Origin of the sequence: Flavobacterium tegetincola DSM 22377, assembly GCF_000425485.1 — a bacterium.
Lineage (GTDB): Bacteria > Bacteroidota > Bacteroidia > Flavobacteriales > Flavobacteriaceae > Flavobacterium > Flavobacterium tegetincola.
Window position 1 is genome coordinate 20,497 of record NZ_AUDN01000026.1, and the last position, 25,822, is coordinate 46,318.

Consider the following 25,822-nt stretch of genomic DNA (forward strand, 5'->3'; position numbering starts at 1 on the left):
AATTTAAAATTGAGGATTAATAAAACATATAGTTTAGCTTTTCTGTTCTTTATTGAAATAAACAAGGTAGTAATACATTTGCTTTTCCTCGTCCCAACCTTTTTCTACATATTTTTCTGCACTTTCCGGGTTGATGAAATCCAATTTAATTTGAATATTGGTATCCAAATTAATTACGTTTTTCATCTTTCTTCGTGCGTCAGAAACGGCTGCATTTGCAATTGGAAAATTAGTCACATCTTCAATGCTGTATTTCTCCCCCTTATCTACCTTATAATTCTTAAATTCAGGAATCAAGTCTGGATTGTCTAAAACTTCGTTCAAGAAGTTGGTTTCTTCAAACTCATCATTCTTAGCAAAATAATTTACAGAACGGTTCATAAACATCACCTCTTCCTTCTTGTCTTCGGCAGGAAGAACCACGTCTTTTGCAAAATCTTGACAGAATTTCAAGTATTTCTTAGTAATGAAATTTTCATCTTGAAACGCATCCACATTTAAAAAATGCTCCAACCAGTATCGAGCGTCGTAACGGTTACTGTCAACGGTTAAAATTTTGTACCCTTCTTCTTTTTTATAATTGAAAATAATACAACCTTTATCCAACTTGCTTAAGTTGATACCGTGTTGCAAAATCATTTCCAAGTGCGTTCCTTTATCTTCAAACTGCAAGAAATCAGCTTGCAACTCACTTTTAAAGATACCAATAGCATCTACCACATTGTTGTCAATATTGATATTGGTCAAATGCGTTACATAAACTTCACCATTCTTAATGTGTGGATGATTGCTTTGTTCAAATAAATGTTGCGTTATTTTTTTTGAAACCGCGTGTACTGAACTCGGGTTGTCAAAAATTTCGCTGGCAAACATATACATGTCGTTGTAATCCAAATCAACTTCATGAGCAAACTGAAAATAATTTTCCTCCTTGTCTCTAAAAGGTTTAAAAAAGTACTCCTTAATTAAAGGAACAATTTCGTCACTTAAATTAAAGGTTTGTTCCGATAAAAAGATTTCTTCATTTCGGCTTTTATTTCCAACGCGGTGAATCGATAAAGATTCGATGTGGGTATTGAATAGGTTTATCATATTTTTTTTGTGGCTGAGTAGCTGAGAAAACAAGTGGCTAAGTCCTACAAATCTTTGCTTACTTTTTTAGCAAAAGATACGATCATAGCTTCAAGCTCTCGGCTATCTTGATATAAGTTATTAAATTCTTTTTCGGTTAAATAACGCACATTCTTTGATATTTCAATTTGTGTTTGAAATCCAAATAATGAACTTATGAAAATAGTGAGAAATCTCGAAAATTCATTGTTACCTTGTCTTCCATATCCTTCAGCAATGTTACTAGGAACTGAGACAGCGCATCTTCTAATTTGAGAAGTTAGCCTAAATATCTCTTCTTGGGGAAATTATCTTGTAAATTCATAGGTTTTTGTTACCAAAGCCATTGACTTTTGCCAAATAAGCAAATCTCTAAAAGGTCCTATAATTTCTAATTTTAAGTTGAACTCAAAACTAATGAAACTTTATTGAATTTCACTCAGTGCCTCAATATCTTAGACGCTCAGTAACTCAGATTAATTCCAGTTCTCCTCAAAACCATAATCCTCAAAATTATCGCCACCGTCCAGTTGGTCTAAATCATCTTCGTCATAATCATCATCATAATCGGAGTAAGGATTATTTGCTTCATCTGCTTCAAACATTTTTTCGCCCGCTTCATCAGGCATTTCGCCGTGTGAAAACAATAAAGCTGGATAGGATTCGCCCACTTGAGGCTCTTCAACAGAGGCAAGTTCTACAAGGAAAGTCCACATGGATATGAAGTCATAAACGTAAATAATCTTTGTATTCTGTTTGTCAAGCAAATCAGAAAGCACGTAATCAGACATGATTTTCTGTTCGCCCGGAATGTCTCCACCATCAAAAAGCGAAATTTCATCTTCCTGATTCCAAGTTTCATCACACGTATAAAACGAAGCCACTTCCATCCCATCAAAACCAAAGGCATTGAAAATAGCATTGTGAAAATCCTCCAACGTATCGTCCTCTTGAATCGCAATATCTCTAAAAATATCCTCTTCTGTATCAAGGATTACTCTAAATTTATATATCATAACTTGTAAATAGTATTGAGGGGTCAAAGGTAAAATTTATATTTTGTATTCATTAAAAAAGTAATCAACAATTGTGTTTTTATTTGGCATCAAGGTTTTCAAGTGTTGACATTCATTTTTAGTATTTGGAGCAAATGGCTTGGGCTGTCCATTGCGAGTTTCGAGGCAATCTTTTCCATATTCCCGCTCTCCTTCCAGATTTCCCGCAGATTGCTTTGTACTTCGCAATGAAATCGGGAGGATCTTCCCACCGATCGGGGCTAGGAATCTTCTTGCATTTATTTATAATTCCTTTGGCTAAAGCCAAAGGCAACTGAGGCAAGATGCAGAACTGTAAGTTGTATTGATAAAATCTTATTTTGATTAAAGTAAAAGATGATTGAGGCAGTTATTTGTAATGTAATTGTTGACTCAATTGCCTTGGGTTTTAGCCCAAAAATTTAAAAAATATTTTAATTTAATCAATTCCGACAGCGTTTCAAACGCTGTCGGAGTTGAGAAACCAGATTTTGAATTTCTGCTAAAATTTCAGAAAATCCTAAAATTCCTAGCCCAGACAGCAGCGGCATCCTTTTCTGCCGATGGTTTCGGCAGAAAAGATAAAGTGGATGGCTGGATTAAGCTCCTAAAAAAGCGAAACAAATTACAGATTAACAACTTTTTAGAAAGTAAATTATTTTTTCGTAAATTTGCACTCCAAAATAAAGGAATTGAACTATGTTAGATAGACTTCAGATAGTAAAGCAGCGTTTTGACGAGATTTCGGATTTGATTATTCAGCCGGAAGTCATCTCAGATCAGAAGCGCTATGTACAATTAAATAAAGAATACAAGGATTTAAAAGCCTTGGCTGAAAAGCGTGACGAATACGTTTTATTAATGGCAAACATTGATGAGGCAAACGAAATTATTGCCGACGGTAGTGATGCAGATATGACCGAAATGGCCAAAATGCAACTTGACGAAGCAAAAGGCCGCATTCCGGAACTGGAAGAGGAAATTAAATTTATGTTGATTCCTAAAGATGCCGAAGACGCGAAAAACGTTATGGTGGAGGTTCGTGCCGGAACGGGTGGAGACGAAGCAAGTATTTTTGCGGGTGATTTATTCCGTATGTACACCAAATATTGCGAAAGTAAAGGTTGGAGAACATCTGTGGTAGATATGAACGAAGGAACTTCGGGCGGATTTAAAGAGGTGATTTTTGAAGTATCAGGTGAGGATGTTTACGGAACTTTGAAGTTTGAAGCAGGTGTGCATCGTGTGCAACGTGTTCCTCAAACGGAAACACAAGGTAGGGTTCATACCTCTGCAGCAACAGTTATGGTTTTGCCAGAAGCGGAAGAGTTTGATGTGCAAATTGACATGAATGATGTTCGTGTGGATTTCTTTTGTTCGTCAGGACCTGGTGGACAATCGGTAAATACGACAAAGTCGGCGGTAAGATTGACGCACATTCCAACAGGATTGGTAGCGCAATGTCAGGATCAAAAATCGCAACACAAAAATAAAGATAAAGCATTTGGCGTTTTGCGTTCCCGTTTATACGAACAGGAATTAGCCAAGAAACAAGCCGAAGATGCTACAAAACGTACGTCTCAAGTAAGTTCGGGAGACCGTTCTGCAAAGATTAGAACCTACAACTATTCGCAAGGTCGTGTAACGGATCACCGAATTGGAATGGATATTTTTGACATGGATGGTGTGATGAACGGTAAGATTCAAAAATTAATTGACGAATTGCAGTTGGTTAATAATATGGAGAAATTGAAAGAGGCGAGTGAAGTTTTCTAAAATTTAAGATTTACGCAGTAAGATTTGTGACTTAAAATAAAACACTGGACATTGTTCGGTGTTTTTTTTTGGAAAGAATTTAAAATTACCAAATTGGATAAAAAGCACGTTTTAAATATTTGATGAATTTATAATTTATGAATAATATCGAAATTCTGGTATATATTAGATTTGCCATTGAAAATGTTTTCACGACCTTTGCCTAAACACAACTACAATGACTACACAACAATTAATAGAGCAAATCAGGCAGAAGAAATCCTTTCTTTGCATTGGTTTAGACGTCGATTTAACTAAGATTCCGTCCCATTTATTAGAAACCGAAGACCCAATTTTCGAATTTAATAAAGCTATTATTGACGCCACGCATGATTTGGCAGTTTCCTATAAACCCAATACGGCCTTTTATGAAGCATACGGAATTAAAGGGTGGCAATCTTTGCGAAAAACAATTGAATACATTAATAAAAATCATCCTGAAATATTCACGATTGCAGATGCAAAACGAGGCGATATTGGAAATACGTCTACGATGTATGCCAAAGCATTTTTGGAAGACTTGAATTTTGACTCGGTAACAGTCGCTCCTTATATGGGGAAAGATTCGGTAGAGCCATTTTTGGCATTCGAAAATAAACATACGATTCTTTTGGCTTTGACCTCTAATCAAGGTGCTTTTGATTTTCAAACCTTAACAGTGGATGAGAAACCTGTATATCAACACGTTTTGGAGACATCCAAAAACTGGAAAAACAGCGAGAACTTAATGTACGTTGTTGGTGCTACCAAAGCAGAATATTTTACAGAAATTAGAAAAATAGTTCCAGACAGTTTTCTACTGGTTCCCGGAGTTGGAGCTCAAGGCGGAAGCTTATCGGAAGTTTGTAAATATGGTATGAATACAAATGTAGGTTTGCTAATTAACTCCTCTCGCGGAATTATCTATGCTTCAAACGGAATGGATTTTGCCGAAAAGGCGAGGGAAGAAGCGTTAAAAATGCAACAGGAAATGAAATTAATTCTAGAAAATAAACTTAAATCGATCTAAAATTCAAATAATTATTTCGAAGAAATTTGTGATGACTTGTGAAATTTGTGGTAAAATTACTATCTCTATTAATTCTTCTCACGGAATTATCTATGCTGTGAAAAGAACTGATTTTGCCGCAAAGGCTATGGAAGAAGCATTAAGTATGAGGCAGGAACTGAAATTAATTTTAGAAAATAAACTTAAATCGATCTAAAATTCAAATAATTATTTCGAAGGAATTTGTGATAATTTGTGGTTAAATAGTTTTCTTCATTAATTCTTCACGCGAAATTATCTATACTTCAAACGGAACTAATTTTACCGAAAAGGCGAGAGAAGAATCGTTGAAAATGAAGCAAGAAACGGTTCTGATTGTAAATAATTGATAGAACCTAAGGCGTATGCGTTTTACGTTAATGTTAGTAAATACAACCTACAAACTTTGCTTTTTAACTATTGTTTGTTGAATTTTGGCAAACTAAATTAAACCAATGGAAACCACACATTATATAAGTTCAAGTACGTTAACGATTGAAGAAATTCACCACATCATTATTGAAAATAAACAATTGGCATTATCAGAAGAAGCCAAGGTCAATATTCAGAAATGCCGTGATTATTTAGATCAAAAAATGGTATCTCATGAAGCGCCAATTTATGGGATTAATACTGGTTTTGGATCTTTATGTAATATTAAAATATCAAACGAAAACCTTTCGCAACTGCAGGAAAACTTAGTGAAATCGCATGCGTGTGGTACGGGAGATGAAGTACCGCAGGACATTGTAAAAATCATGTTATTGCTTAAAATTCAATCCTTGAGTTACGGAAATTCAGGCGTACAGTTAGCAACAGCAGAACGTTTGATTGACTTTTACAACAATGATATTCTTCCGGTAATTTATACCCAAGGTTCACTTGGTGCTTCGGGCGATTTAGCTCCATTGGCTCATTTATCATTACCTCTTTTGGGTGAAGGTGAAGTGTATTTTGAAGGTAAGAAAGTAGCGTCGAAAGAAGTTTTAGCACAATTTGGCTGGTCGCCATTAGTTTTGCAATCTAAAGAAGGTTTGGCTTTATTGAATGGAACCCAATTCATGAGTGCTTACGGAGTTTATGTTTTGATAAAATCATGTAAATATTCGTATTTAGCAGATTTAATTGGAACCATTTCCCTAGAAGGTTTTGACGGAAGAAAAGAACCTTTTAATGAATTAATTCACTTTATCCGACCTCACAAAGGACAAATTATAACCGCTCAACGTGTCAACGGATTTTTGGAAGGAAGCGAAATTATCGACCAAGAAAAGCAACACGTTCAAGACCCGTATTCGTTTCGATGCATGCCGCAAGTGCACGGTGCTTCCAAAGATGCGATTGATTATGTGAAACGTGTTTTTAAAACCGAAATCAATTCTGTTACAGACAACCCAAATATTTTTATCGAAAGCGACCAAATCATATCTGGAGGTAACTTCCACGGTCAACCTTTGGCATTAGCCTTAGATTTCTTAGCAATTGCTTTATCTGAATTGGGAAGTATTTCTGAAAGAAGAACCTACCAACTGATTTCAGGATTACGCGGTTTACCTGCATTTTTAGTCGATAATCCGGGTTTAAATTCTGGATTTATGATTCCGCAATATACGGCTGCAAGTATCGCCAGTCAAAACAAACAATTAGCAACTCCAGCGAGTATTGACAGTATTGTTTCGTCAAACGGACAAGAAGACCACGTGAGTATGGGTGCGAATGCAGCGACGAAAGTCTTGCGAATTGTAGACAATATCGAACGTATTTTGGCCATCGAATTAATGAATGCGTCACAAGCTATAGCGTTTAGAAGTCCGTTGAAATCAAGTGATTTTATAGAAATGTTCCTGAAAAGCTACCGCGAAGAAGTGCCGTACGTTTCTGAAGATAGAATTTTGCATTACGAGATTATGAAGACGATTGCGTTTTTAGATAGTTTTCAGATTGAAGCGGAATTGTTTGATTAATTTAATAACTTTGTAAAAAATAACACTATGAAAGAAGGAGATAAAGCCTTAGTTGACCCAAAGTTAACTGGTTTGGATTCTTGGATTCAAGGTGAAGTAATTGATGTTGAAGTCAACCCATTTCGAGGGATTGTTATTGCGATAAAAGATAAACTCGGGCGAATATTTTTTGGCGAAGAAAAGTATTTTAAATTAGTATAATACTCTGCGAATATAATTTTAAATCCTGATTTACGAATCAGGATTTTTTTTTCATTGTCAACAACTATTGCTTTATAAGAATATTCTGTTGAACCAAAACATTTTTTAAGAGCTAAATGTTTACTTTTAATCCGAAAAAGACAATCGTATGAAAATAATTATATCTCCAGCAAAATCTCTTGATTATGAAACCGCTTTACCAACGGACCGTTTTACTTTAAGTGATTTTATGAAGCAAACACGGATTTTAAATAAAGTTATTAAAGAGAAATCGCCAAAAGACCTTTCGGAATTAATGCATATTTCGGATAAGTTAGCGGATTTAAATTGGAAACGAAATAAAGAATTTAAAACACCTTTCACACCAGAAAATGCACGTCCCGCTATTTACGCTTTCAATGGCGATGTTTATCATGGAATTGACGCTTATACTATTCCTGTTGATAAACTGGACAAATTACAAGACCAACTTCGGATTTTATCAGGATTGTACGGTTACTTAAAACCATTAGACTTGGTGCAACCGTATCGATTGGAAATGGGAACTTCGTTGCATTTTGAAGATTACAAAAACCTCTATGATTTTTGGAAACCAACATTGACTGAAAGTCTAAATAAAGAAATGAAAGAGGGCGAGTTACTGATTAATTTGGCAAGTAAAGAATACGCTTCGGCAATTGATTTCAAAAAATTAAAAGCAACAATTGTAACACCCGATTTCAAAGATTATAAAGACGGAAAACTAAAAATCATTAGTTTTTATGCCAAGAAGGCGAGGGGATTGATGGTTCGCTATATTTTAGATACTGATGCGAAAACCGTTGATGATTTAAAAGGTTTTGATTACGAAGGTTACAAACTGGATGGAAATCTTTCGAAAGGAGAAAATTTAGTTTTTACACGATAAAAAAAAGGATTTAAGTTCAGACTTAAATCCTTTTTCCTTTTAATCTCTCAATCTCTCAATCCTTCAATCCTTCAATCTTTCAATATATAAATCCTAAATCTAAAATCCTCAATACTAATGCATTGCATCCGCAGGATTAACGATATTCTTACTTTTCTTAATAAAAAAGATAATCGGAATACAAAGCAAAAACATAATCCCCAAATACATAAAAATATCCATATACGACATCACGGTACTTTGTTTGGTCACGGTAAAATCTAAAACTTGATACGCTTTCGCCAATGCTTCATTGGGAGTAAAACCTTTAGACATAAATCCCGCTTGCAATTGTTGAATTCTTGTTTGCAATTCCACTTTTGTAATATCTAAATGTGCAATCAAATTCACCCGATGTTCCTGCGAAAAACGGGTGATGAAAGTTGTAATCAAAGCAATACCAAACGAACCTCCCAGTTGACGCATCATTCCCGTAAAAGCTGCACCTTCGCCAATGTTTTTACCATTCAAAGTAGAAAGTGATAAAGTGGTAATGGGTACAAATAACAATCCCAAACCAACTCCGCGAAGTATCAAAGGCCAAAACATGTGTTCAGCACCTGTATCCGGAGTAATTATATTTCGCATCCAAAATGTAAACAAGAAAAATACAAAAAATCCTACAGCAACCATATAACCTTGCGGCACACCTCTCTGAATTAATTTACCAATAATCGGCATCATAAAAGCTGTAGTAATCGACCCTGGAATCAACAATAATCCCGCATCAGTTGCCGTCCAACCCAAAACCGATTGTGTATAGATCGGAATAATCAACGTCGAACCGTATAATCCAAATCCCAAAATAAATGTCATAATTGTTCCAATACGCAAGTTGGAATCCTTCAACACGCTTAAGTTTACTATAGGATATTTATAAGTCGATTCCCGCCAAATAAATGCCAATAAACCAAACACACTTACGGCACTTAAAAACACAATGAGATTATCGTTAAACCAGTCGTCTTGTTGACCGTGTTCCAAAACAAATTGTAACGAACCAATAAACGACGCCAGAAACACAATTCCCCACCAATCCACTTGATTGGCTTTCAGTTTCTCACCATATTTCGGACTTTTAACAAAAGTAATTGTCAAGAAAGTCGCGATAATTCCAAGCGGAATATTGATGTAAAAAATGTAAGGCCACGAAAAATTATCCACTAAATAACCTCCCAAAGGCGGCCCTAAAGTGGGTCCCACAATCACACCCATTCCGTAAATCGCTTGAGCCATTCCTCGTTTTGCCTTCGGATAACTTTCGGTAATAATCGTTTGAGCGGTTACTAATAATGCACCACCACCTAAACCTTGAATGAATCGGAAAGCGACTAATTCCCAAATATTATCAGCGTTTCCACACAAAAAGGACGAAACCGTAAATAAAATAATCGAAGCTGCAAAGTAGTTTTTACGCCCAAATTGCTGCGAAAGCCAGCTCGTCATCGGAATCACAATCACATTTGCAATCGCATACGCCGTAATTACCCACGCCACATCGGTCAGCGTCGCGCCAAGACTTCCACGCATATCCGTCAGCGCCACATTCACGATAGTTGTATCCACGATTTCAAGCAGAGCACACATCACAGCCGTAATTGTAATAATTACACGTCTAAAACCGTACTCAACTAAATCATCTTCTTGAACCATTTTCTGTATTTTATAAATTTATAAAATCTATTTTTTTATGCTGATAAGTAACATTTGGGCGTGACCCCGAAAAGGGGTCGGGCTGTACACTCCCGCTTTTTTTATTCCGATGAAAAATCGGAATAAAAAAGAGCTCCGCTGCCATCCCTCACGCAAAAGAAGTAAGGAAAAAACAACTTCTCTTTTGCAAAACTCAAAACTCAAAACTCAAAGTTTTCAAACTCCTAATCTGTGAAAATTTGTGCAATTTGTGGTCAAACTTCATCTCAAATCCTAAATCAAAAATCCCAAGTCAAAAATTGTTACTTCACATGCACATCTACATCCACATTCATTCCCGGACGTAAATTTTTCACTTTATCAGCATCATTATTTTCGTCAATCGTAATTTTTACAGGCAAACGCTGGATGGTTTTTACAAAATTTCCAGTAGCATTATCAGGAGGCAAAATCGAAAATCGTGAACCCGTTGCAGGAGAAAAAGAAGAAACAACACCTTCAAATTCCGTATCTGGATAAGCGTCTACCTTTAAAGTTACTTTTTGTCCAACAACCATTTTGCTCAATTGCGTTTCTTTGAAATTTGCAATCACCCAAACTTCGCGGTTATTAATCAAGTAAAACAAAGATTGTCCCGGTTGCACAAACTGTCCCGGTTGCGCATTGATTTTTGAAACTTGTCCATCTATAGAAGCCGTAACTGCCGTATAACTCATGTTCAATTCAGCTGCATCTAAAGCCGCTTTAGCACGATTGATATTTGCTTCGGCAACTTCAGTCTGTTTTCCAGAAACATTAGATTTTGCCGCCACAAATGATTTTTGATACTGACTCGCTTTTTGTTGCTGTTGTAAAACCTGCAACTGACTTTCCGCTTCTAGTTTTTTAGCTTCAGCTTGTTCAAACTGTTGCTTGGTAATCGAACGATTTTTGTACAGATTACTGTAACGCTCAAAATCGTTTTTAGCCAAATTCAATCTAATCTTTGCACTTTCAATTGTTCCAGATGTCGATTTAAAATTCGCATCCGAAACCGAAATATTCGCTTGTGAGCTTCCAATATCTGCTTTTGAAGCTGCATAAGTCGCTTCTGCTGCAACCAAAGCCGCTTTTGCATCCGCCAATTTTACAATGTAATCTTTATTGTCAATCGTAAATAAAGTGTCTCCTTTTTTTACTTCCTGATTGTCTTGTACATACACTTTAGTAATATAGCCGCCCACTCTAGGAATAATGGGGTTCATGTTTTTCTCAATTTGAGCGTCATCCGTTTCTTCGTGTGCCAAGGAATGCATGTATTTCACTACACCGTACGTACCACCAAGTAGAATTAAAGCACCGAAAATGAATATAAATTTCTTGTTTGTTTTTTTCTTTTCCATCGTATTTTAGTTGTTTGTGGTATTAAATGAGTTTGTAAGTTGTCCTGTCGCGTTTAATAATTCGTAGTATTTCAAAACTACATTTGCTTTTGCGTAAGCCTGATTGATTTGAGCTGTTAAATCTTGCAAATTGGCTTCTAATAAATCATTCGTATCCACCAATCCATTATCATATTTGTCTTTTACAATCCTGTAATTTTCAATAGTTTGAATTACCGATTGTTTGTATAATTGGTCTTGTTTGATGGCTAAAGCATAATTTTCTTCCGCTTCCACAATCTCTGTTTTGATATGGTCTGTCAAAGCAGCTTCCTGAAATTGCGTTTCTTCATAACGACTTTTAGCCGCTTTCACTTGTTTGGAATTTTTAAAAATAGCACTTAAGTCAAATGAAAGGCCTACGCCAAAATTCATTGCGTTTTCTACACGAACCACATTTTGTAAGTCCAAAGCCGTGTAACCACCCACCAAACTTACAGCTGGATAATAATCGCTTTGCGCCACTTTTATACCTGCTTCAATCGCTTTTTGTTGGTAATGCAAGGATTCCAAGTCCTTTCTGTTGGTTAACGCTTCATCTTTTGATGCAGTTTTAAAATTGAATAAGTTGGCGTCAACGTTTTCTGGACTTACTGTGATAACTGTTTTTGCATCTAATTTTAAAAGTGTAATTAATTTGTTGTTAATCAATTTCACGTTCTTTTGGGCTTCCGCCAAAGACAATTCAATTTGCGAACTCTGCAGTTGTGCTTTCAATAAATCATTTCGTGCCAATAAACCATTTTGCTCCATTGCTTCAAAATCCTTGACTTGCTGATTGCTGCTTACCAAATTTTCATTCAGCAGTTCCACAGACTTTTGCGCTTTATACAAACTCGCGTAATACTCAATTACTTGAAGTGCCACATTTTCTTTTGTGTACGCTGAATTTGCCATTTCTGCATTGTAACTGTTTTCAGAACGTATAATGCTATTGCGGATTTTAAATCCAGCAAATAGAGGCATAGTCAAATTCGCTTGACCTAAAATCAACTGATTTACTTTGGGAGAAGATGTGGTTGGAGCGTCTGGACTTGAACCTGCTTCTTGAGTCGAAATCAAATTAATATCCGCATTGGTCAATCGAAAATAGTTTCCAGAAATTTTCAAATCGGGATATTGACTCATTTTAGTGGATTGCAATTCGAATGATTTTGTGTTGACTTTAGTGTCGGCTAATTTGGATTCGTCACTTTTTGAAAGAGCAATTTTGACTGCTTCATTTAAAGATAGCACTGTTTTTTCTTGACCTCTTGCCGAAAATATTCCTAAAATAGAAAAGACAAAAAGCAATTGGGATTTACATTTCATAAAGTAATATCGCTTTAATGGTTTGTTGAATGTGTTTTTTTAAATCGGTTTTGACGTAAGTATCAAAGGCTTCGTCGGTGGTCAAATTGAGGATCTCTTCATAGTAAGGACGGTTCATTTGGAAGTGAAAAAAGGTGCCCAAAATAGTAGGAACTAGTAAATCAATATTGACCTCCGAATTGAAAATTCCGCGCATTTGACCTTCTGAAATAATCTGTTTCAAAAAGGCAGAATTTCGTTTTTTGACCTGATTAAAAGACTCAAAATTCATCACTCTTTTTTTAGAAGATAATTCAAAATGGATGATTTTATAGATGTCTTTATTTTGATTAATTCGGGTGAGATAGAGGTCAACTAAACGTCCGATTTTATGCAAAGGAGCGAGTGGTTCTTTGCTCAAGTTTTCAATTTGAATCGATAAATCATCCGTGCGAAATAACACCAAAGCTTCGAGCATTTTTTCTTTCGAACCAAAATAATAAGACACCATTGCAATGTTAATTTCAGCTGCTTTTGCGATGTCTCTTACGGTAGTTCCATCAAAGCCTTTTTCCGCAAAAAGCCGTTCGGCCACTTGCAAAATGCAGACTTGTTTTTCATTAAAATTATCCATTAATTAATTACGTTTAAAAGTGGTTACAAAATTAAACGATTGTTTAAATTAAACATTTGTTTAAATTACGTTTAACTTAATTTTAACAATTATGATTTTTTGTTGAATTTGCAGATTTTATGAACTGATTTACAAAATTTCCTTAAAGATTGGAGTTATTTTTGCTATAGATAAATTTTATAGCATGAGTTTATTAAATTAAAAATCAGTATATTTAGGTTGATTAATTAAACTTAATTATTGGTTAATTATTGATAATATATTTTATTCAATTACAACTGTATATCAGTAATTATTTATCAAATTCAAAATAGTATGAACAATAAAGTGTACAGTACTTTAGCTTCTTACCACTACATCTAAGGAGATAATTCATTAAACATTCTGTTTGGCAGGATTTGAAGAATCATATTGTTTCTTCAAATATACTACTTTTGGTTCATTTTAAAAGTAATTTTTTATTCCAGTTTTTTAATTTGTTATACATTTCAACTCAATGAAAATTAGTGATTTTTAACCGATTTAGTTTGGTGTTTTTATTCTGTTTCAGAGGATGGAATAAGTAGTTGCAATTCGAATTTTATTCGGAAAAGTTGAAAATTTTGCTTGACCATTTGTCACTACATTTTTCTAAATTCAAAAAAAAGGTTACTCTAATATTTAGTATTTTTTGTAGCTTTATTTTTCAAAAAATCAGTCATTTATTAGTACGGAATTACATTGGAAAAGCATTCGTATTTCTTGTAATTAATTGGAGCTAATGAACGTGTTTAGGGATCTAAATTGTAGAGTTATCAATAGCTATTGTTTCCTATTTTTCAATGATTATTTTGACTGCGCTTTAGTTTTTTTGTACTACTATAATTTATAATTCTATCAATTATTATACAAAAAAAAAGCACCTAATTTCTTGAAATTAGGTGCTACTTTCTCTTTAGATTTTTAGTTCAATTAGAACGTCAATTCCACAGCTAAGTCAAAATTGTCATAAATGACTTTGTCTCCTAGACTATCAAAAAAACTTCCAGAATTATATTTGATGTCATATTTAGTACGATCCACAACTAACGCGCTTGTTGCTTTTGATCCGTTTACAACCATGTCAAAAGTTACCGGTTTAGTAATTCCTTTCAACGTCAAATCTCCAGTTACTGTATACATTCCATTTTGCTTTGCAGCCACTTTTGTAAATACTAAAGTTCCTGTTGGAAACTTTTCCGTACCAAAAAAGTCTTCTGATTTTAAATGGCCTTCTAGTTTTTCTTTTCCCGCTCCTGATTTTAGATCCGTAACGTCGATACTTGCCATGTTAACAACAAAGTTCCCGCCAGTTAATTTAGTACCCTTAAATTCAAGAGCACCTTCCTTAAATTTGATGTTACCTTCGTGCGAACCGGTTACTTTTTTACCTACCCAAGTAATATTACTTTTTGAAGTGTCAATTTTTTTTGTTTGAGCCGATGCTAATGTTGTTGCTGTAAATGCTACAAAGGCAAGTGCAATAGTCTTAAAATTCTTCATTGTTAATTGTTTTAAAGTTATAGTGTAATAAATAATTCTTCGTTTGGTTTTCTTACTTTTTTCAGAAACTGGCTCGCATCGTTTTCATCGCGGTAGCCCAATGTTACTATTAATGTTGCCGAAAGTCCTTTTTCAGTAAGATTCAAGATTTGATTGACCGCATTCATCTCAAATCCTTCCATTGGTGTCGCATCAATTTTAAGTTCAGCAGCTGCAGAAAGCAATGTTCCTAAAGCAATATATGTTTGCTTGGCGGTCCAAACTTCTTTTGCCTCTGGTGTTAAAGTAGTCACAGCGTTGTTCATCATATCGGCAAAACCTTTCAAATTTGCCGCTGGAATGGCTCTAACAGAAGACATATTTTCAATGTAGCTTTCAACTTCCTTTAAACCAATAGCTGTCATATTAGCAAAAATCAATACGTCTGATGCTTCTGTAACTTGCGCTTGATTCCATGCTACCGCTTTTATCTGTGCACGCAAATCTTCATCTTCAAGCAAAATTACTTGGTATGGCTGCAAACCGTAAGCCGATGCACTCAATCGAATTGCTTCTTTCAGAATTTCTAAATCAGCTTTCGCAATTTTTTTCGTTGCGTCAAATTTTTTGGTGGCATACCTCCAATTGAGGTTTTCAATAATTGTGTGTTCCATTTTAGTGAATTCTTAATTTTTCTAATAAATCATTTAACGTTTCTAACTCTTCAGTACTCAACTGTCCCACCCATTTTGTTTCAAATTCTTCCACTTCAGGGTTGACTTTTTCAAGCAATTGAGCGCCTTTTTCAGTCAGCGATACTTCAATTTTTCTCCTGTTGTTCGGACAAACTTCCCTAGTGCATAATTCTTTCAGTAATAACTTGTCAACCAATCGCGTCGTATTGCTCGTTTTTGCTACCATGCGTTCTTGAATGACAGACATGTTTGCTGGATTCCCTTTTTGACCTTTCAATATGCGCAAAACATTGAATTGCTCCGCAGATAAATCATAGTTTTTCAATACTTCATTAAATCCTTCTGCCGTACAATTCTGCGTATACATTATATTCAGCAACGTTTTCTTTGCTAATGGTAGGGGCGATTTAGATTTTATAACTTCCTCAATTTTCATATTTTCTATTACAAAATTTGTAGGTACAAATGTAGTACTTGTTTTTAGTTGTATATACAAATTTTAAATAATGTTTTGTTAAATTTATTAATCAACCTTCCTCCAAACCATTGCCGCTTTTAATTGATTTTGTATTTTTGAAAAAAATCAAACCATGAATTTAACGCAACAAGAATGGGCCAGTCAGTTGGCCGAAGATAAAAACGCTATAATTTTAGATGTAAGAACGCCCGAAGAATGTGCCGAAGGAATCATCCCAAATGCCATCAATATTGATATTTTTAAGGGTCAAGGCTTTGTTTATGCTGTACAAGAGTTGGATGCTTCCAAGAATTTCTATGTGTACTGCAAAGCGGGCGGAAGAAGTGCACAAGCTTGCTCCATGATGAACGAGCTAGGCATTGAAAACGCCTACAATTTAATGGGTGGTTTTATGAACTGGGAAGGCGAGAAAACCGTCTAATTTTATTTTTGGGAGCGAATGGCTTGGGAATTGGTTCCATCCATTTTCCAGCTTTCCGCTCCAATCTTTTTCTTCCGAACCCCGGAAGAAAAAGGATTTCACTGCAATCTGGGCTAGTCTACAATCTTAAGGCTTCCTTTAAACGCTAGTGAATCTTATTGTTAGTTATGCGAAAATAGTTCCATAAAAAAAGGCTAACAATTTTTAAATTGTTAGCCTTTTTAATTTGTTCAAGTGCTATGAACAAACATTTATTTCTTCCAAATTCCTTTTGTTTCGAAGAGGATTGGTGAGCAAATTTTTATTTAACACTTATCGCAAAACCACCACTTGTTGCCATAGGCTGTTTTAATTTTGTTTTAGAAGTGACTTTCATTTTCTTAATTTCATACGATTGCGGATTTGTAATATAATCGGCATCTTTTCCATCTCCATAAATAACAGCTTCAAACGTTTTTCCTTTTGGTAAGAAACTAAAATCTACAGTTGCTGTTCGTTTGTTTTCGTCTGTAATTCCACCCACAAACCATTCGTTTTTCCCTTTCGCTTTCCGTGCAATAGTGATGTAATCGCCAGGTTCGGCTTCTAAAATGTAGCTTTCATCCCAATCAATTGCCACATCTTTGATGAATTGAAAGGCGTCTAAATGTTTGTTATAAGTTTCCGGTAAATCAGCAGCCATTTGCAATGGAGAATACATTGTTACATAAAGTGCCAATTGTTTCGCTAGAGTGGTATGAACAAAAGAGTTGTTGTCAGGATTGTATTTATTAATTTGTGTTTGAAAAATTCCTGGCGTATAATCCATCGGGCCACCCATTAATCTCGTGAAAGGTAGAATAGTGGTATGATCTGCATTATTTCCTCCAAAAGCCTCATATTCGGTTCCACGAGCACTCTCATTTCCAATTAAGTTGGGGTACGTTCTACTCAAACCCGTCGGTCGAACTGCTTCATGTGCATTAACCATGATTTTATATTCAGCTGCTTTTTTGATGGCATATAAATAATGATCGTTCATCCATTGGCCATTGTGGTACTCACCTCGCGGAATTATGTCTCCTACATAGCCACTTTTCACCGAATTATATCCGTTGTCCACCATAAATTGATACGCTTGATCCATGTGTCTTTCGTAATTTCGTACAGAACCTGAAGTCTCGTGGTGCATCATCATTTTTACATTTTTCGATGCCGCATAGTCGTGCAAGGCTTTCACATCAAAATCGGGATAAGGCGTTACAAAATCAAAAACAAAATCCTTCGATTTCCCAAACCAATCTTCCCAACCTTCATTCCAACCTTCCACTAAAACGGCATCAAAACCGTGTTCAGCAGCAAAATCAATGTGCTTTTTTACGTGATCTGTATTCGCGGCGTGTTTTGGATTCCGCTCCATTTTGGTATAATCGGTTTCGCCTAATTTTACACTAGGAACATCCGTGTAAGCCCAACTGCTTTTTCCAGTGATTAATTCCCACCAAACGCCAATGTATTTCACAGGTTTGATCCAAGAAACGTCTTCGTATTTGGTCGGTTCGTTTAAGTTTAATATTAATTTGGAAGCCAATATGTCGCGAGCATCATCACTTACTACAACTGTTCGCCAAGGCGTTTGGGTTGGCGCTTGCATGTATCCTTTATTGCCAACAGCATCAGGCGTTAAAAACGCGTTCAATACCATGTTTTTATCGTCTAATTCCAAATTCAAACAGGAATAATCAACTAATGCTGCTTCATGAATATTGATGTATAAACCGTTATCCGACTTCAGCATTAAAGGTGTTTGCAAACCTGTAGGCGAAAACGTTTGTTGCGAAGCATTTGGGGTAACAGCATCCTTCATTTTTCCTCTAACTTCTGATAATTTGGAAGTTACAGTGCTGTATTCTTGGGTGTCAAAATCACCTGGAAGCCAAAACGCTTTGTGATCTCCGGCTAATGCAAATTGCGTTTTTTCTTCCTTAATGATGAAATAATTCAACTTACTTTCCGCTGGAAATTCATATCTAAAGCCCAAACCATCATTGAATAAACGGAAACGAATGACAATGAATCTATTTTCAATTGATTTTTGTTCAATAGTAACCGCAAGTTCATTGTAGTTATTTCGAATGTTTTTCTGTTCGCCCCAAACGGGTTGCCAAGTTTCATTAAAACTTCTTGTTGCAGCATCTTTTACGGAAAAACCTTCTGTAAATGAAGCGATATCAGTAGTTTCAATTCCTAGTTTACTGGTTTTAATTACAGACTTATTCTTATAAGATAGCGTGTAAACTGGCGTTCCATTGTCGGTCAAACTAAAGGTCATCGATAGGTTTTTATCCGGCGACTGTAAGGTTTGTGCTTTAATAGAAAGTAGTCCTAAAAGTAAAAATAGCGAAGTAAATAGTTTTGTCATTTTGGTTTTAGATTAAAAATATTTAAGTCCGTAAATTTAAGAAATATCGTAAGGGAAGCCTTATTTAAAAGTGATTGTTACTAACAAAAAAACGCATTACAACGTTGTAGTAGAAGATTTTGTACCCTACACTTTTATAAATATCAATTTAAATTCTGTAATGCTTTTCCTCAAATACATTTTTAAATTTGAGAGAACTTAAAATTGAACGACATGAAAAATTACCACGATTACCAATCTTGTATAGAAGCATGTTTAAAATGTGCGGCACTTTGCAACCATTGTGCGTCTGAATGTTTGACTGAAGACGACATTAAGATGATGGCAAAATGCATCCAAAACGACATGGAATGTGCTGCAGTTTGTTATGCTGCAGCACAATTAATGAGTCTAGGTAGTGACAAAGCAAAAGATTTCTGCAAATTATGTGCAGAGATGTGCGAAAGATGCTACCAAGAATGCAGTCAACATGATATGAAACACTGCCAAGAATGTGCAGAAGCTTGTAAAAAGTGTGCCGAATTATGCAACCAAATGGCGGCTTAATTTATTCCGACATTACTTTATAACTTGGATCTTTCAAAATATTGACGTCGATAACCGCTTCGGCATTTTTTAGCAATTGAATACAATCGTTGCTTAAGTGCTTGAGATGTACGGTTTTTCCGGCGTCATTATACTTTTTAGTGATAGTATTCAATGCGTCAATGGCCGACATGTCATTTACACGACTTTCCTTAAAGTCAATAATAATTTCTGAAGGGTCTGTAGCAATGTCAAATTTATCCATAAAATTCATTGTTGAACCAAAGAAAAGTGGTCCGTAAATTTCATAATGCTTTACACCATTTTCATCAACATGCGTTCTTGCACGAATCCTTTTGGCACTTTCCCAGGCAAAAACTAATGCCGAAATAATAACTCCAATTAACACCGCAAGCGCTAAATTGTGTAAGACGATAGTAATTACAGCCACTAAAATGATGACGAAGATATCATGTCTTGGCATCTTATTTAAAATTCTAAAACTCGCCCATTCAAACGTTCCCACTGCTACCATAATCATAACGCCAACTAAAGCTGCCATTGGAAGTTTTCCAATTATTGGTGCGCCAAAAAGGATGATGATTAAGATGGTAAATGCTGCTATTATTCCTGAAAGTCGTGCACGTGATCCTGCAGATAAATTAACTAAAGTTTGCGCAATCATCGGACAACCACCCATTCCGTTAAAAAAACCATTCAGTATATTTGAGCTTCCTTGAGCGATACATTCTCTATTACTTTTTCCGCGTGTTCCTGTAATTTCGTCCACTAAATTTAAGGTTAAGAGACCTTCTGTTAAACCTACGGCTGCAAATATTAAGGAATAAGGAGCAATGAGTTTTAAGGTTTCAAAAGTCCACGGAATGTTTGGGATGTGAAAAGGAGGGAAGCCACCTTCTACTGAAGCAATATCTTGTACCGTTTTAGTATCAATTCCAAACACCAAAACCAATGCAAAAACCACGATTATGGCCACCAATGAAGACGGAACAGCTTTTGTGATTTTAGGAAGTAGTACTACGATGGCTATGGTTAAAGCCACCAATCCCAACATAATGTACAGACTTTCGCCTTGTAACCATGTAGATTCTCCGTTCACAACGGCTTTGAATTGATCAAGTTGCGACATGAATATAATGACGGCCAAACCGTTTACAAAACCATACATGACGGGTTGTGGAACGAGTCGGATGAATTTCCCGAGTTTAAATAATCCAACTAAAATTTGAATAATTCCAGCCAAAGCCACGGCTGCAAATACAAATTCGATTCCATCGGATTTCATCAAAGCAATAACTACTACTACGGTTGCACCAGCTCCACCAGAAACCATTCCTGGTCTTCCACCAAAAACAGCAGTTACTAAACCAGCAATAAATGCAGCGTATAATCCAACTAGAGGTGGAAATCCTGCCAAGATTGCAAATGATAACGATTCTGGAATCATGGTCATTGCAACGGTTAAGCCGGCTAGAATTTCGTTTTTGTAATTTACTTTTTGAGAAAAATCAAATAGATTCAGTACTTGTTTCATAAATAGAATTGGTATTTTCAAACTGGAAGATTTGAAAAATATAGTGTAAAATTAAAATTAAGGTTTGGAAATTAAGGCATTACAAGTTTTTTCCGTTTCCTTTTAAGCAGGTGCAAAAGTAGAAAAAATTGGCGAACATTCTATTTTATGTTGAAAAAGGTTTTATTTCAAGTCAAAACATAGGAAACCTAACAAGGCATTGAAATAAATACATTACACTTTGCTGCATAGCTTGACGGTAAGTTGATCCCTTCTGGAGTTTTTTCAAAACCGATATGAAATTAATGGGTGCTGAAAAAAAATGAGTTTAGGTAACAAAGCTATTTTGCGTGAGGGACGGAAGCGGAGCTCTTTATTGCTTTGTAGAAAGCAATAAAAGCGGGAGTGGACTGCCCGACCCCGATTTTTTCATCGGGGTCACGCCCAAATTTTAATAATTGTTAAATGCCTAGCAGTTGTGCATGTCATAAAATTGTTTGTCAATTGTTTCTTGACACGACGGATGCGCAATTTCGATCAACGCTTTTGCTCTTTGTGTCAACGATTTTCCGTATAAATCGGCGATTCCGTTTTCAGTAATGATGTATTGAACATGCGAACGAGTCGTGACCACACCCGCGCCTTGTTTTAGAAACGGGACAATTCTGCTTTGTCCGCATTTTGTGATTGAGGGTAAGGCGATAATTGCTTTTCCGCCGTCACTTAAGGAAGCGCCACGAATAAAATCCATCTGACCACCCACGCCCGAATACATTTTTGCTCCAATAGAATCGGCACAAACTTGTCCGGTTAAATCCACCTCAATAGCCGAATTTATGGCAACCATTTTTGGGTTTCTTCGAATGACGGCGGTATCGTTTACAAAACTGGATTCGCGCATTTCTACAAAAGGATTATTGTTTACAAAATCATAAAGACGTTGGGAACCGATTAAAAATGTAGCCAAAGCGCGGTTTTTGACTACACCTTTATATTTACAATTGATGACGCCACTTTCAATCAAATCAATAACACCGTCCGAAAACATTTCGGTATGCAACCCTAAATCTTTGTGATGGGTTAGATTAGCCAATGCAGCGTTTGGAATGGATCCAATGCCCATTTGCAACGTACTTCGATCGTCAATTAGTGATGCGACTAATGTTCCAATTTTCTGTTCGGTTTCTGATATTTCTGCGGTTCCGTGGCCGTAAATTGGCAGGTTACATTCCACTAAATAATCAATTTTTGAAACAGCGATCAGGCTGTCGCCAAAGGTTCGTGGCATTTGCTTATTGACTTGGGCAATTACAATTTTAGCATTTTCCATTGCTGCAACCGTGGCTTCTACAGAAGTTCCTAACGAGCAATAACCGTGTTGATCCGGCGGGGAAACGTGGATAAAAACAACGTCTAATAAAACTGCTTTTTTACGAAATAAGTTGGGCAATTCACTTAAAAACACCGGTGTATAAGAACCGTTTCCATTTTGAATGGTGTGTCGCACATTTTTTCCTATAAAAAAAGAATTGACGTGAAAACTGTCTCTAAATTCGGGGTTGGCATATCGCGCTTCTCCTTCGGTGTGGAGGTGGCAAATTTCTACATTTCTCAATTCCGAAGCTCGAGCTGTTAGCGCATTGGTTAATAAAGTAGGTGTTGCAGCAGCAGCTTGGACGTATACGCGGTTATTGGATTGAACTACTTTTACAGCTTCTTCGGCGGTTACATATCTGATCATGACTTTTTGTTTCAAAATTACAGTTATTAGCAAATGAATTCTATGATAATTGTCAATTTGTAATTTTATAAAGTTAGGCAATAGTGTGATGCGGAAAAAGACTTTAGTCTTCATGGGTAAATTTGTAGTTGCGATGAGAATTTTTTTGTAGCTTCAACTACTTTAAAAATAACATCAATTTATCTTTATATGTCGGCAACTTTTGGAGAAAAAGTAATAGCATTTAATAACGCGTTGGAATTTACGGACGCACTTCCAAATGATTTTCAAGTATTAAATCCTTTTTTGGAAAATCCTGAAACGAGCGTGGTGATGGAAAAGTTTTATAAAAATTTTTATAATGATTCTTTGGTGCGCAAATTTATTGTGGGCATCAATCCGAGTCGGCATGGTGCTGGAGTAACGGGAGTTCCGTTTACCGATACCAAAAGGTTGGAAAGTGTGTGCGGAATTGAAATGCATTCGGCTCATACGCACGAAATTTCATCCGTTTTTATGTACGATATGATTTCAGAATTTGGTGGAGCGATGGAATTTTACAAACAATTTTATGTCAATTCGCCATTTCCGTTAGCCATTGTAAGAAAAAATGCAGCAGGAAAATGGCTGAACGCCAATTATTATGACGATCCAGAATTGTTTAAAAGTGTCAAAGAGTACATGATTTTAACTTTAAGAAACCACATTAGCTTGGGACTGGACACTTCGGAAATATATGTTTTGGGTAAGAAAAATGCAAAGTTTATAAAGAAGTTGAATGATGAAGCCAACTTATTTGGACATTTAAAAGTACTAGAACATCCACGGTACATTCAGCAATATAAATCAAAAGAAAAACAACTTTACATTGATAAATATATTTTGACCTTAAATAATGAGATAGGAAATCCTTGAAAACTTGATTATATTTGATATTTAAAACGGATTTTACTACAAAACAATCTTCCATGAAAAAGACAGTTGCTATTTTAGCTTTTATGTTAATTTCGGCGATCGGATTCGCACAGGCGGATTTGAATGTTAGCAGCTTTGAGAAATTTAAAACAAATTATAATTCGAATTCTTACGAATTGATATTTGATCAATTTTCAAATGAGATGCAAACAGCATTGCCTTTAGGCAATACGAAACAGTTTTTCAGCGGACTTCAATCGAAAGCTGGGAATATTACCGACTTTGAAGTAATTGAAGTGCAATCTGAAAATACTTCCGTTTATAAAACTACTTTTGAACACGGTTTCTTTGCGATTCAGTTTTCCATTGATGCTGAAAATAAAATAGCGGGTTTAATGGTAAATCCTTTTGTCTCAAAATCAATTTCTACGGTAGAAAACAATTTGACTCAATATCCTGCAGCCATTGCAGATCTTATTTTTGCAAATGCCAAGGATTTTCCTGAGAACACACAACTGTCAATTGCAGTTTTGAAGAACGGAAAAGTCAGTTATTATGGAGTTCAACTACGCGACAATAAGTTGATTCCGATAGAAAATCAAGAAAGTGTTTTTGAGATTGGATCGTTGACAAAGGTTTTTACTTCGACTGTTTTGGCGAATTTGGTAGTGGAAGGCAAATTAAAATTGACTGACAAAATCAATTCTTATTATCCTTTTCTCTTTAAAAATAAAGCTACGATTACCTTTAAAAGTTTAGCAAATCATACTTCAGGGTTACCTCGATTGCCTCAAAATTTAGATGTATCAAATGCCGATAATCCTTACAAAAATTATGGTGTAAAAGAATTGGACACGTACTTGGCCCATCAGATGATTTTGGCGAAAGCCGACAATAATACCTACGATTATTCTAATTTGGGAGCGGGATTGTTGGGACATACGTTGGGACTTTCTCAAAAGAAACCATTCACAAAGTTGGTGCAAGACGTTTTTAAAAAATATCAAATGAACAACAGCTTTACAACTTCAGAAAATCTGGGAAGTGCTTTAGTCAAAGGTTTGGATGAGGATGGAAATGTGGTTTACAACTGGAATTTTGATGTTTTATTTGGCGGAGGAGGTATTTTATCTACTACTTCAGATTTAGTTCGGTTTGCGGAAGCACAATTTCAGGCGACCAATATAGCACTTGAGCTGACACGAAAAGAAACGGCAGTTGTTTCTGATGACATGAAAATTGGAATGGGTTGGCATTTATTGAAATCAGAAAAAGGGAACGATTTAATTTGGCACAATGGCGGAACAGGCGGCTATTCGTCCTCTATGGTTTTGGATGTAAAAAATAAAAACGGTGTTATTATTTTGTCTAATGTTTCAGGGCTTTCTTCGAAAAATGAGCATATTGACACCATCGGATTTGCTATTTTGGAAATATCGGAATAATTTCAAATCTACACTTGAATTTAGAATAGTAGCATAAAATTGAAGTTGTTATTAACTAGATTTTTATCTTAAATAGGTCAAATTTTTAAATAATAAGAAGTTCATTCCGTTGCGAAGGCGCAAAGACTATTGATTTGCAGTCACGCAACTATATTTAAAGAATAAAGTTAAATTAAGAGCAACCAAATAATTACAGCTAGTGCAATTTCAGTTGACCTAATTGTTGTAATTTTATCAACTAAATAAGATTTATGGATTCAGATATTTTAGTTCGAAATAATGTTCAGTCATTAGGAGAAGGCAAACAAGTTATTCTTTTTGCGCATGGATTTGGATGCGACCAAAATATGTGGCGTTACGTGACTCCAGCCTTTAAAGATAAGTACAGAATTGTGCTATTTGATTACGTGGGTTGTGGTAAATCTGACGTTAAAGCCTACAATGTAGAACGCTATGCTACTTTGCATGGTTATATGCAAGATGTGTTGGATATTTGTGAAGCTTTAAATTTAGCAGACATTATTTTTGTAGGTCATTCGGTAAGTTCTATGATCGGTTTACTTGCTGCAATTGAGCGTCCTGAATTATTTTCATCAATGATTTTTATTGGGCCATCGCCTCGTTATTTGGACGATATGGGATATAAAGGCGGCTTTTCTAGAGAAGATTTAGAAGGACTTTTGGAGGTAATGGATAATAATTTTATCGGCTGGGCCAATTTCCTCGCTCCTGTTATTATGAAAAATGAAGAGCGTCCAGAACTTTCAAAGGAACTCGAAGAAAGCTTTTGTTCTACAGATCCGATCAACACAAGGAAATTTGCAGAGGTTACATTTTTCTCCGATAACAGACATGATTTGTCTAAATTGACGATGCCTTGTTTGATACTTCAATGCACTGATGACGCAATTGCACCTGATGAAGTTGGAGATTATACCCACAAAATGATCAAAGGCAGTACTTTTGAAAAAATGAAAGCCACCGGACATTGTCCACACATGAGTCACCCAGATGAGACAATAGCACTTATTCAAAAATTCTTAAATCAAAAGGTTTATTAGCGCTCAAGAACAACAAGATGATGGCTGGTGTG

At 35.7% G+C, this 25,822-nt stretch carries 22 protein-coding genes and 1 pseudogene; 10 read left to right on the plus strand and 13 right to left on the minus strand.

Translation table 11 applies throughout. From position 1 onward, the window contains the following. Positions 1-33: 33 nt before the first annotated feature. From H602_RS0107720 to H602_RS0107725, 3 genes and pseudogenes are all read right to left on the minus strand, one after another. A complete protein-coding gene (locus H602_RS0107720) occupies positions 34-1,092 on the minus strand; it encodes a nucleoid-associated protein (protein WP_026977496.1) in 1,059 nt (352 codons plus the stop codon). Between the two features lie 44 nt (positions 1,093-1,136). Then, positions 1,137-1,406, minus strand: a pseudogene (locus H602_RS19615) (four helix bundle protein); the annotation flags it as partial. Between the two features lie 180 nt (positions 1,407-1,586). After that, complete coding sequence (locus H602_RS0107725; protein ID WP_026977497.1) at positions 1,587-2,126, minus strand: IS1096 element passenger TnpR family protein; 540 nt, start codon at positions 2,124-2,126, stop codon at positions 1,587-1,589. A 717-nt stretch (positions 2,127-2,843) separates the two neighbouring features. Between H602_RS0107725 and prfA the strand changes: the two genes are divergently transcribed. From prfA to yaaA, 5 genes are all read left to right on the plus strand, one after another. Next, positions 2,844-3,920: a peptide chain release factor 1 gene (gene prfA / locus H602_RS0107740; protein ID WP_026977500.1), complete on the plus strand. Its 1,077-nt coding sequence runs from the start codon at positions 2,844-2,846 to the stop codon at positions 3,918-3,920. Between the two features lie 217 nt (positions 3,921-4,137). Continuing rightward, entirely contained in the window at positions 4,138-4,968 is an 831-nt protein-coding gene (pyrF, locus tag H602_RS0107745) for an orotidine-5'-phosphate decarboxylase (protein WP_026977501.1), read from the plus strand. A 473-nt stretch (positions 4,969-5,441) separates the two neighbouring features. After that, a complete protein-coding gene (hutH, locus tag H602_RS0107755) occupies positions 5,442-6,950 on the plus strand; it encodes a histidine ammonia-lyase (protein ID WP_026977502.1) in 1,509 nt (502 codons plus the stop codon). Between the two features lie 27 nt (positions 6,951-6,977). Continuing rightward, on the plus strand, positions 6,978-7,151 hold the full coding sequence (locus H602_RS20090; RefSeq protein ID WP_169516026.1) for a hypothetical protein: 174 nt from the start codon (positions 6,978-6,980) through the stop codon (positions 7,149-7,151). A gap of 148 nt (positions 7,152-7,299) precedes the next feature. Further along, complete coding sequence (yaaA, locus tag H602_RS0107765) at positions 7,300-8,058, plus strand: peroxide stress protein YaaA (protein WP_026977503.1); 759 nt, start codon at positions 7,300-7,302, stop codon at positions 8,056-8,058. A gap of 114 nt (positions 8,059-8,172) precedes the next feature. Here yaaA and H602_RS0107770 read toward each other — a convergent pair whose 3' ends face one another. The 7 genes from H602_RS0107770 to H602_RS0107800 all read right to left on the minus strand — a co-directional run bounded on the left by H602_RS0107770 (position 8,173) and on the right by H602_RS0107800 (position 15,726). Beyond that, positions 8,173-9,750, minus strand: a complete 1,578-nt coding sequence (locus H602_RS0107770) for an MDR family MFS transporter (protein WP_026977504.1) — start codon at positions 9,748-9,750, stop codon at positions 8,173-8,175. A 302-nt stretch (positions 9,751-10,052) separates the two neighbouring features. After that, entirely contained in the window at positions 10,053-11,132 is a 1,080-nt protein-coding gene (locus H602_RS19885) for an HlyD family secretion protein (RefSeq protein WP_026977505.1), read from the minus strand. Between the two features lie 6 nt (positions 11,133-11,138). Further along, on the minus strand, positions 11,139-12,482 hold the full coding sequence (locus tag H602_RS19890) for a TolC family protein (RefSeq protein WP_026977506.1): 1,344 nt from the start codon (positions 12,480-12,482) through the stop codon (positions 11,139-11,141). Further along, on the minus strand, positions 12,472-13,095 hold the full coding sequence (locus H602_RS0107785) for a TetR/AcrR family transcriptional regulator (RefSeq protein WP_026977507.1): 624 nt from the start codon (positions 13,093-13,095) through the stop codon (positions 12,472-12,474). Before H602_RS0107785 ends, H602_RS19890 begins: the two co-directional genes overlap by 11 nt. 951 nt (positions 13,096-14,046) lie before the next feature. Next, positions 14,047-14,616, minus strand: a complete 570-nt coding sequence (locus H602_RS0107790) for a YceI family protein (protein ID WP_026977508.1) — start codon at positions 14,614-14,616, stop codon at positions 14,047-14,049. 17 nt (positions 14,617-14,633) lie between these two features. After that, the gene (locus H602_RS0107795; protein ID WP_026977509.1) at positions 14,634-15,269 is read right to left on the minus strand and encodes an NAD(P)H-dependent oxidoreductase; all 636 of its coding nucleotides are present in this window, start codon (positions 15,267-15,269) and stop codon (positions 14,634-14,636) included. A 1-nt stretch (position 15,270) separates the two neighbouring features. Continuing rightward, entirely contained in the window at positions 15,271-15,726 is a 456-nt protein-coding gene (locus H602_RS0107800; protein ID WP_026977510.1) for a MarR family winged helix-turn-helix transcriptional regulator, read from the minus strand. Between the two features lie 154 nt (positions 15,727-15,880). Between H602_RS0107800 and H602_RS0107805 the strand changes: the two genes are divergently transcribed. Further along, on the plus strand, positions 15,881-16,189 hold the full coding sequence (locus H602_RS0107805; RefSeq protein WP_026977511.1) for a rhodanese-like domain-containing protein: 309 nt from the start codon (positions 15,881-15,883) through the stop codon (positions 16,187-16,189). A 301-nt stretch (positions 16,190-16,490) separates the two neighbouring features. Here H602_RS0107805 and H602_RS0107810 read toward each other — a convergent pair whose 3' ends face one another. Further along, positions 16,491-18,590, minus strand: coding sequence for a glycoside hydrolase family 97 protein (locus tag H602_RS0107810; RefSeq protein WP_026977512.1), 2,100 nt, complete (start codon positions 18,588-18,590; stop codon positions 16,491-16,493). 213 nt (positions 18,591-18,803) lie between these two features. Here H602_RS0107810 and H602_RS0107815 point away from each other — a divergent pair, with 213 nt between their 5' ends. Continuing rightward, entirely contained in the window at positions 18,804-19,136 is a 333-nt protein-coding gene (locus H602_RS0107815; RefSeq protein WP_026977513.1) for a four-helix bundle copper-binding protein, read from the plus strand. A 1-nt stretch (position 19,137) separates the two neighbouring features. Here H602_RS0107815 and H602_RS0107820 read toward each other — a convergent pair whose 3' ends face one another. Then, positions 19,138-20,670, minus strand: coding sequence for a SulP family inorganic anion transporter (locus H602_RS0107820; RefSeq protein WP_026977514.1), 1,533 nt, complete (start codon positions 20,668-20,670; stop codon positions 19,138-19,140). Positions 20,671-21,118: 448 nt separating this feature from the next. Continuing rightward, the gene (locus H602_RS0107825; RefSeq protein WP_157504976.1) at positions 21,119-22,390 is read right to left on the minus strand and encodes an acetyl-CoA hydrolase/transferase family protein; all 1,272 of its coding nucleotides are present in this window, start codon (positions 22,388-22,390) and stop codon (positions 21,119-21,121) included. A gap of 189 nt (positions 22,391-22,579) precedes the next feature. On the opposite strand from H602_RS0107825, the gene H602_RS0107830 reads away from it, so the two are divergent. The 3 genes from H602_RS0107830 (at position 22,580) to H602_RS0107840 (ending at position 25,790) form a co-directional block, all read left to right on the plus strand. Then, positions 22,580-23,284, plus strand: a complete 705-nt coding sequence (locus tag H602_RS0107830; RefSeq protein WP_026977516.1) for an SMUG2 DNA glycosylase family protein — start codon at positions 22,580-22,582, stop codon at positions 23,282-23,284. Between the two features lie 53 nt (positions 23,285-23,337). After that, the gene (locus H602_RS18385) at positions 23,338-24,729 is read left to right on the plus strand and encodes a serine hydrolase domain-containing protein (RefSeq protein WP_026977517.1); all 1,392 of its coding nucleotides are present in this window, start codon (positions 23,338-23,340) and stop codon (positions 24,727-24,729) included. Positions 24,730-24,980: 251 nt separating this feature from the next. Further along, entirely contained in the window at positions 24,981-25,790 is an 810-nt protein-coding gene (locus H602_RS0107840) for an alpha/beta fold hydrolase (protein WP_026977518.1), read from the plus strand. The last annotated feature ends 32 nt before the right edge of the window (positions 25,791-25,822 follow it).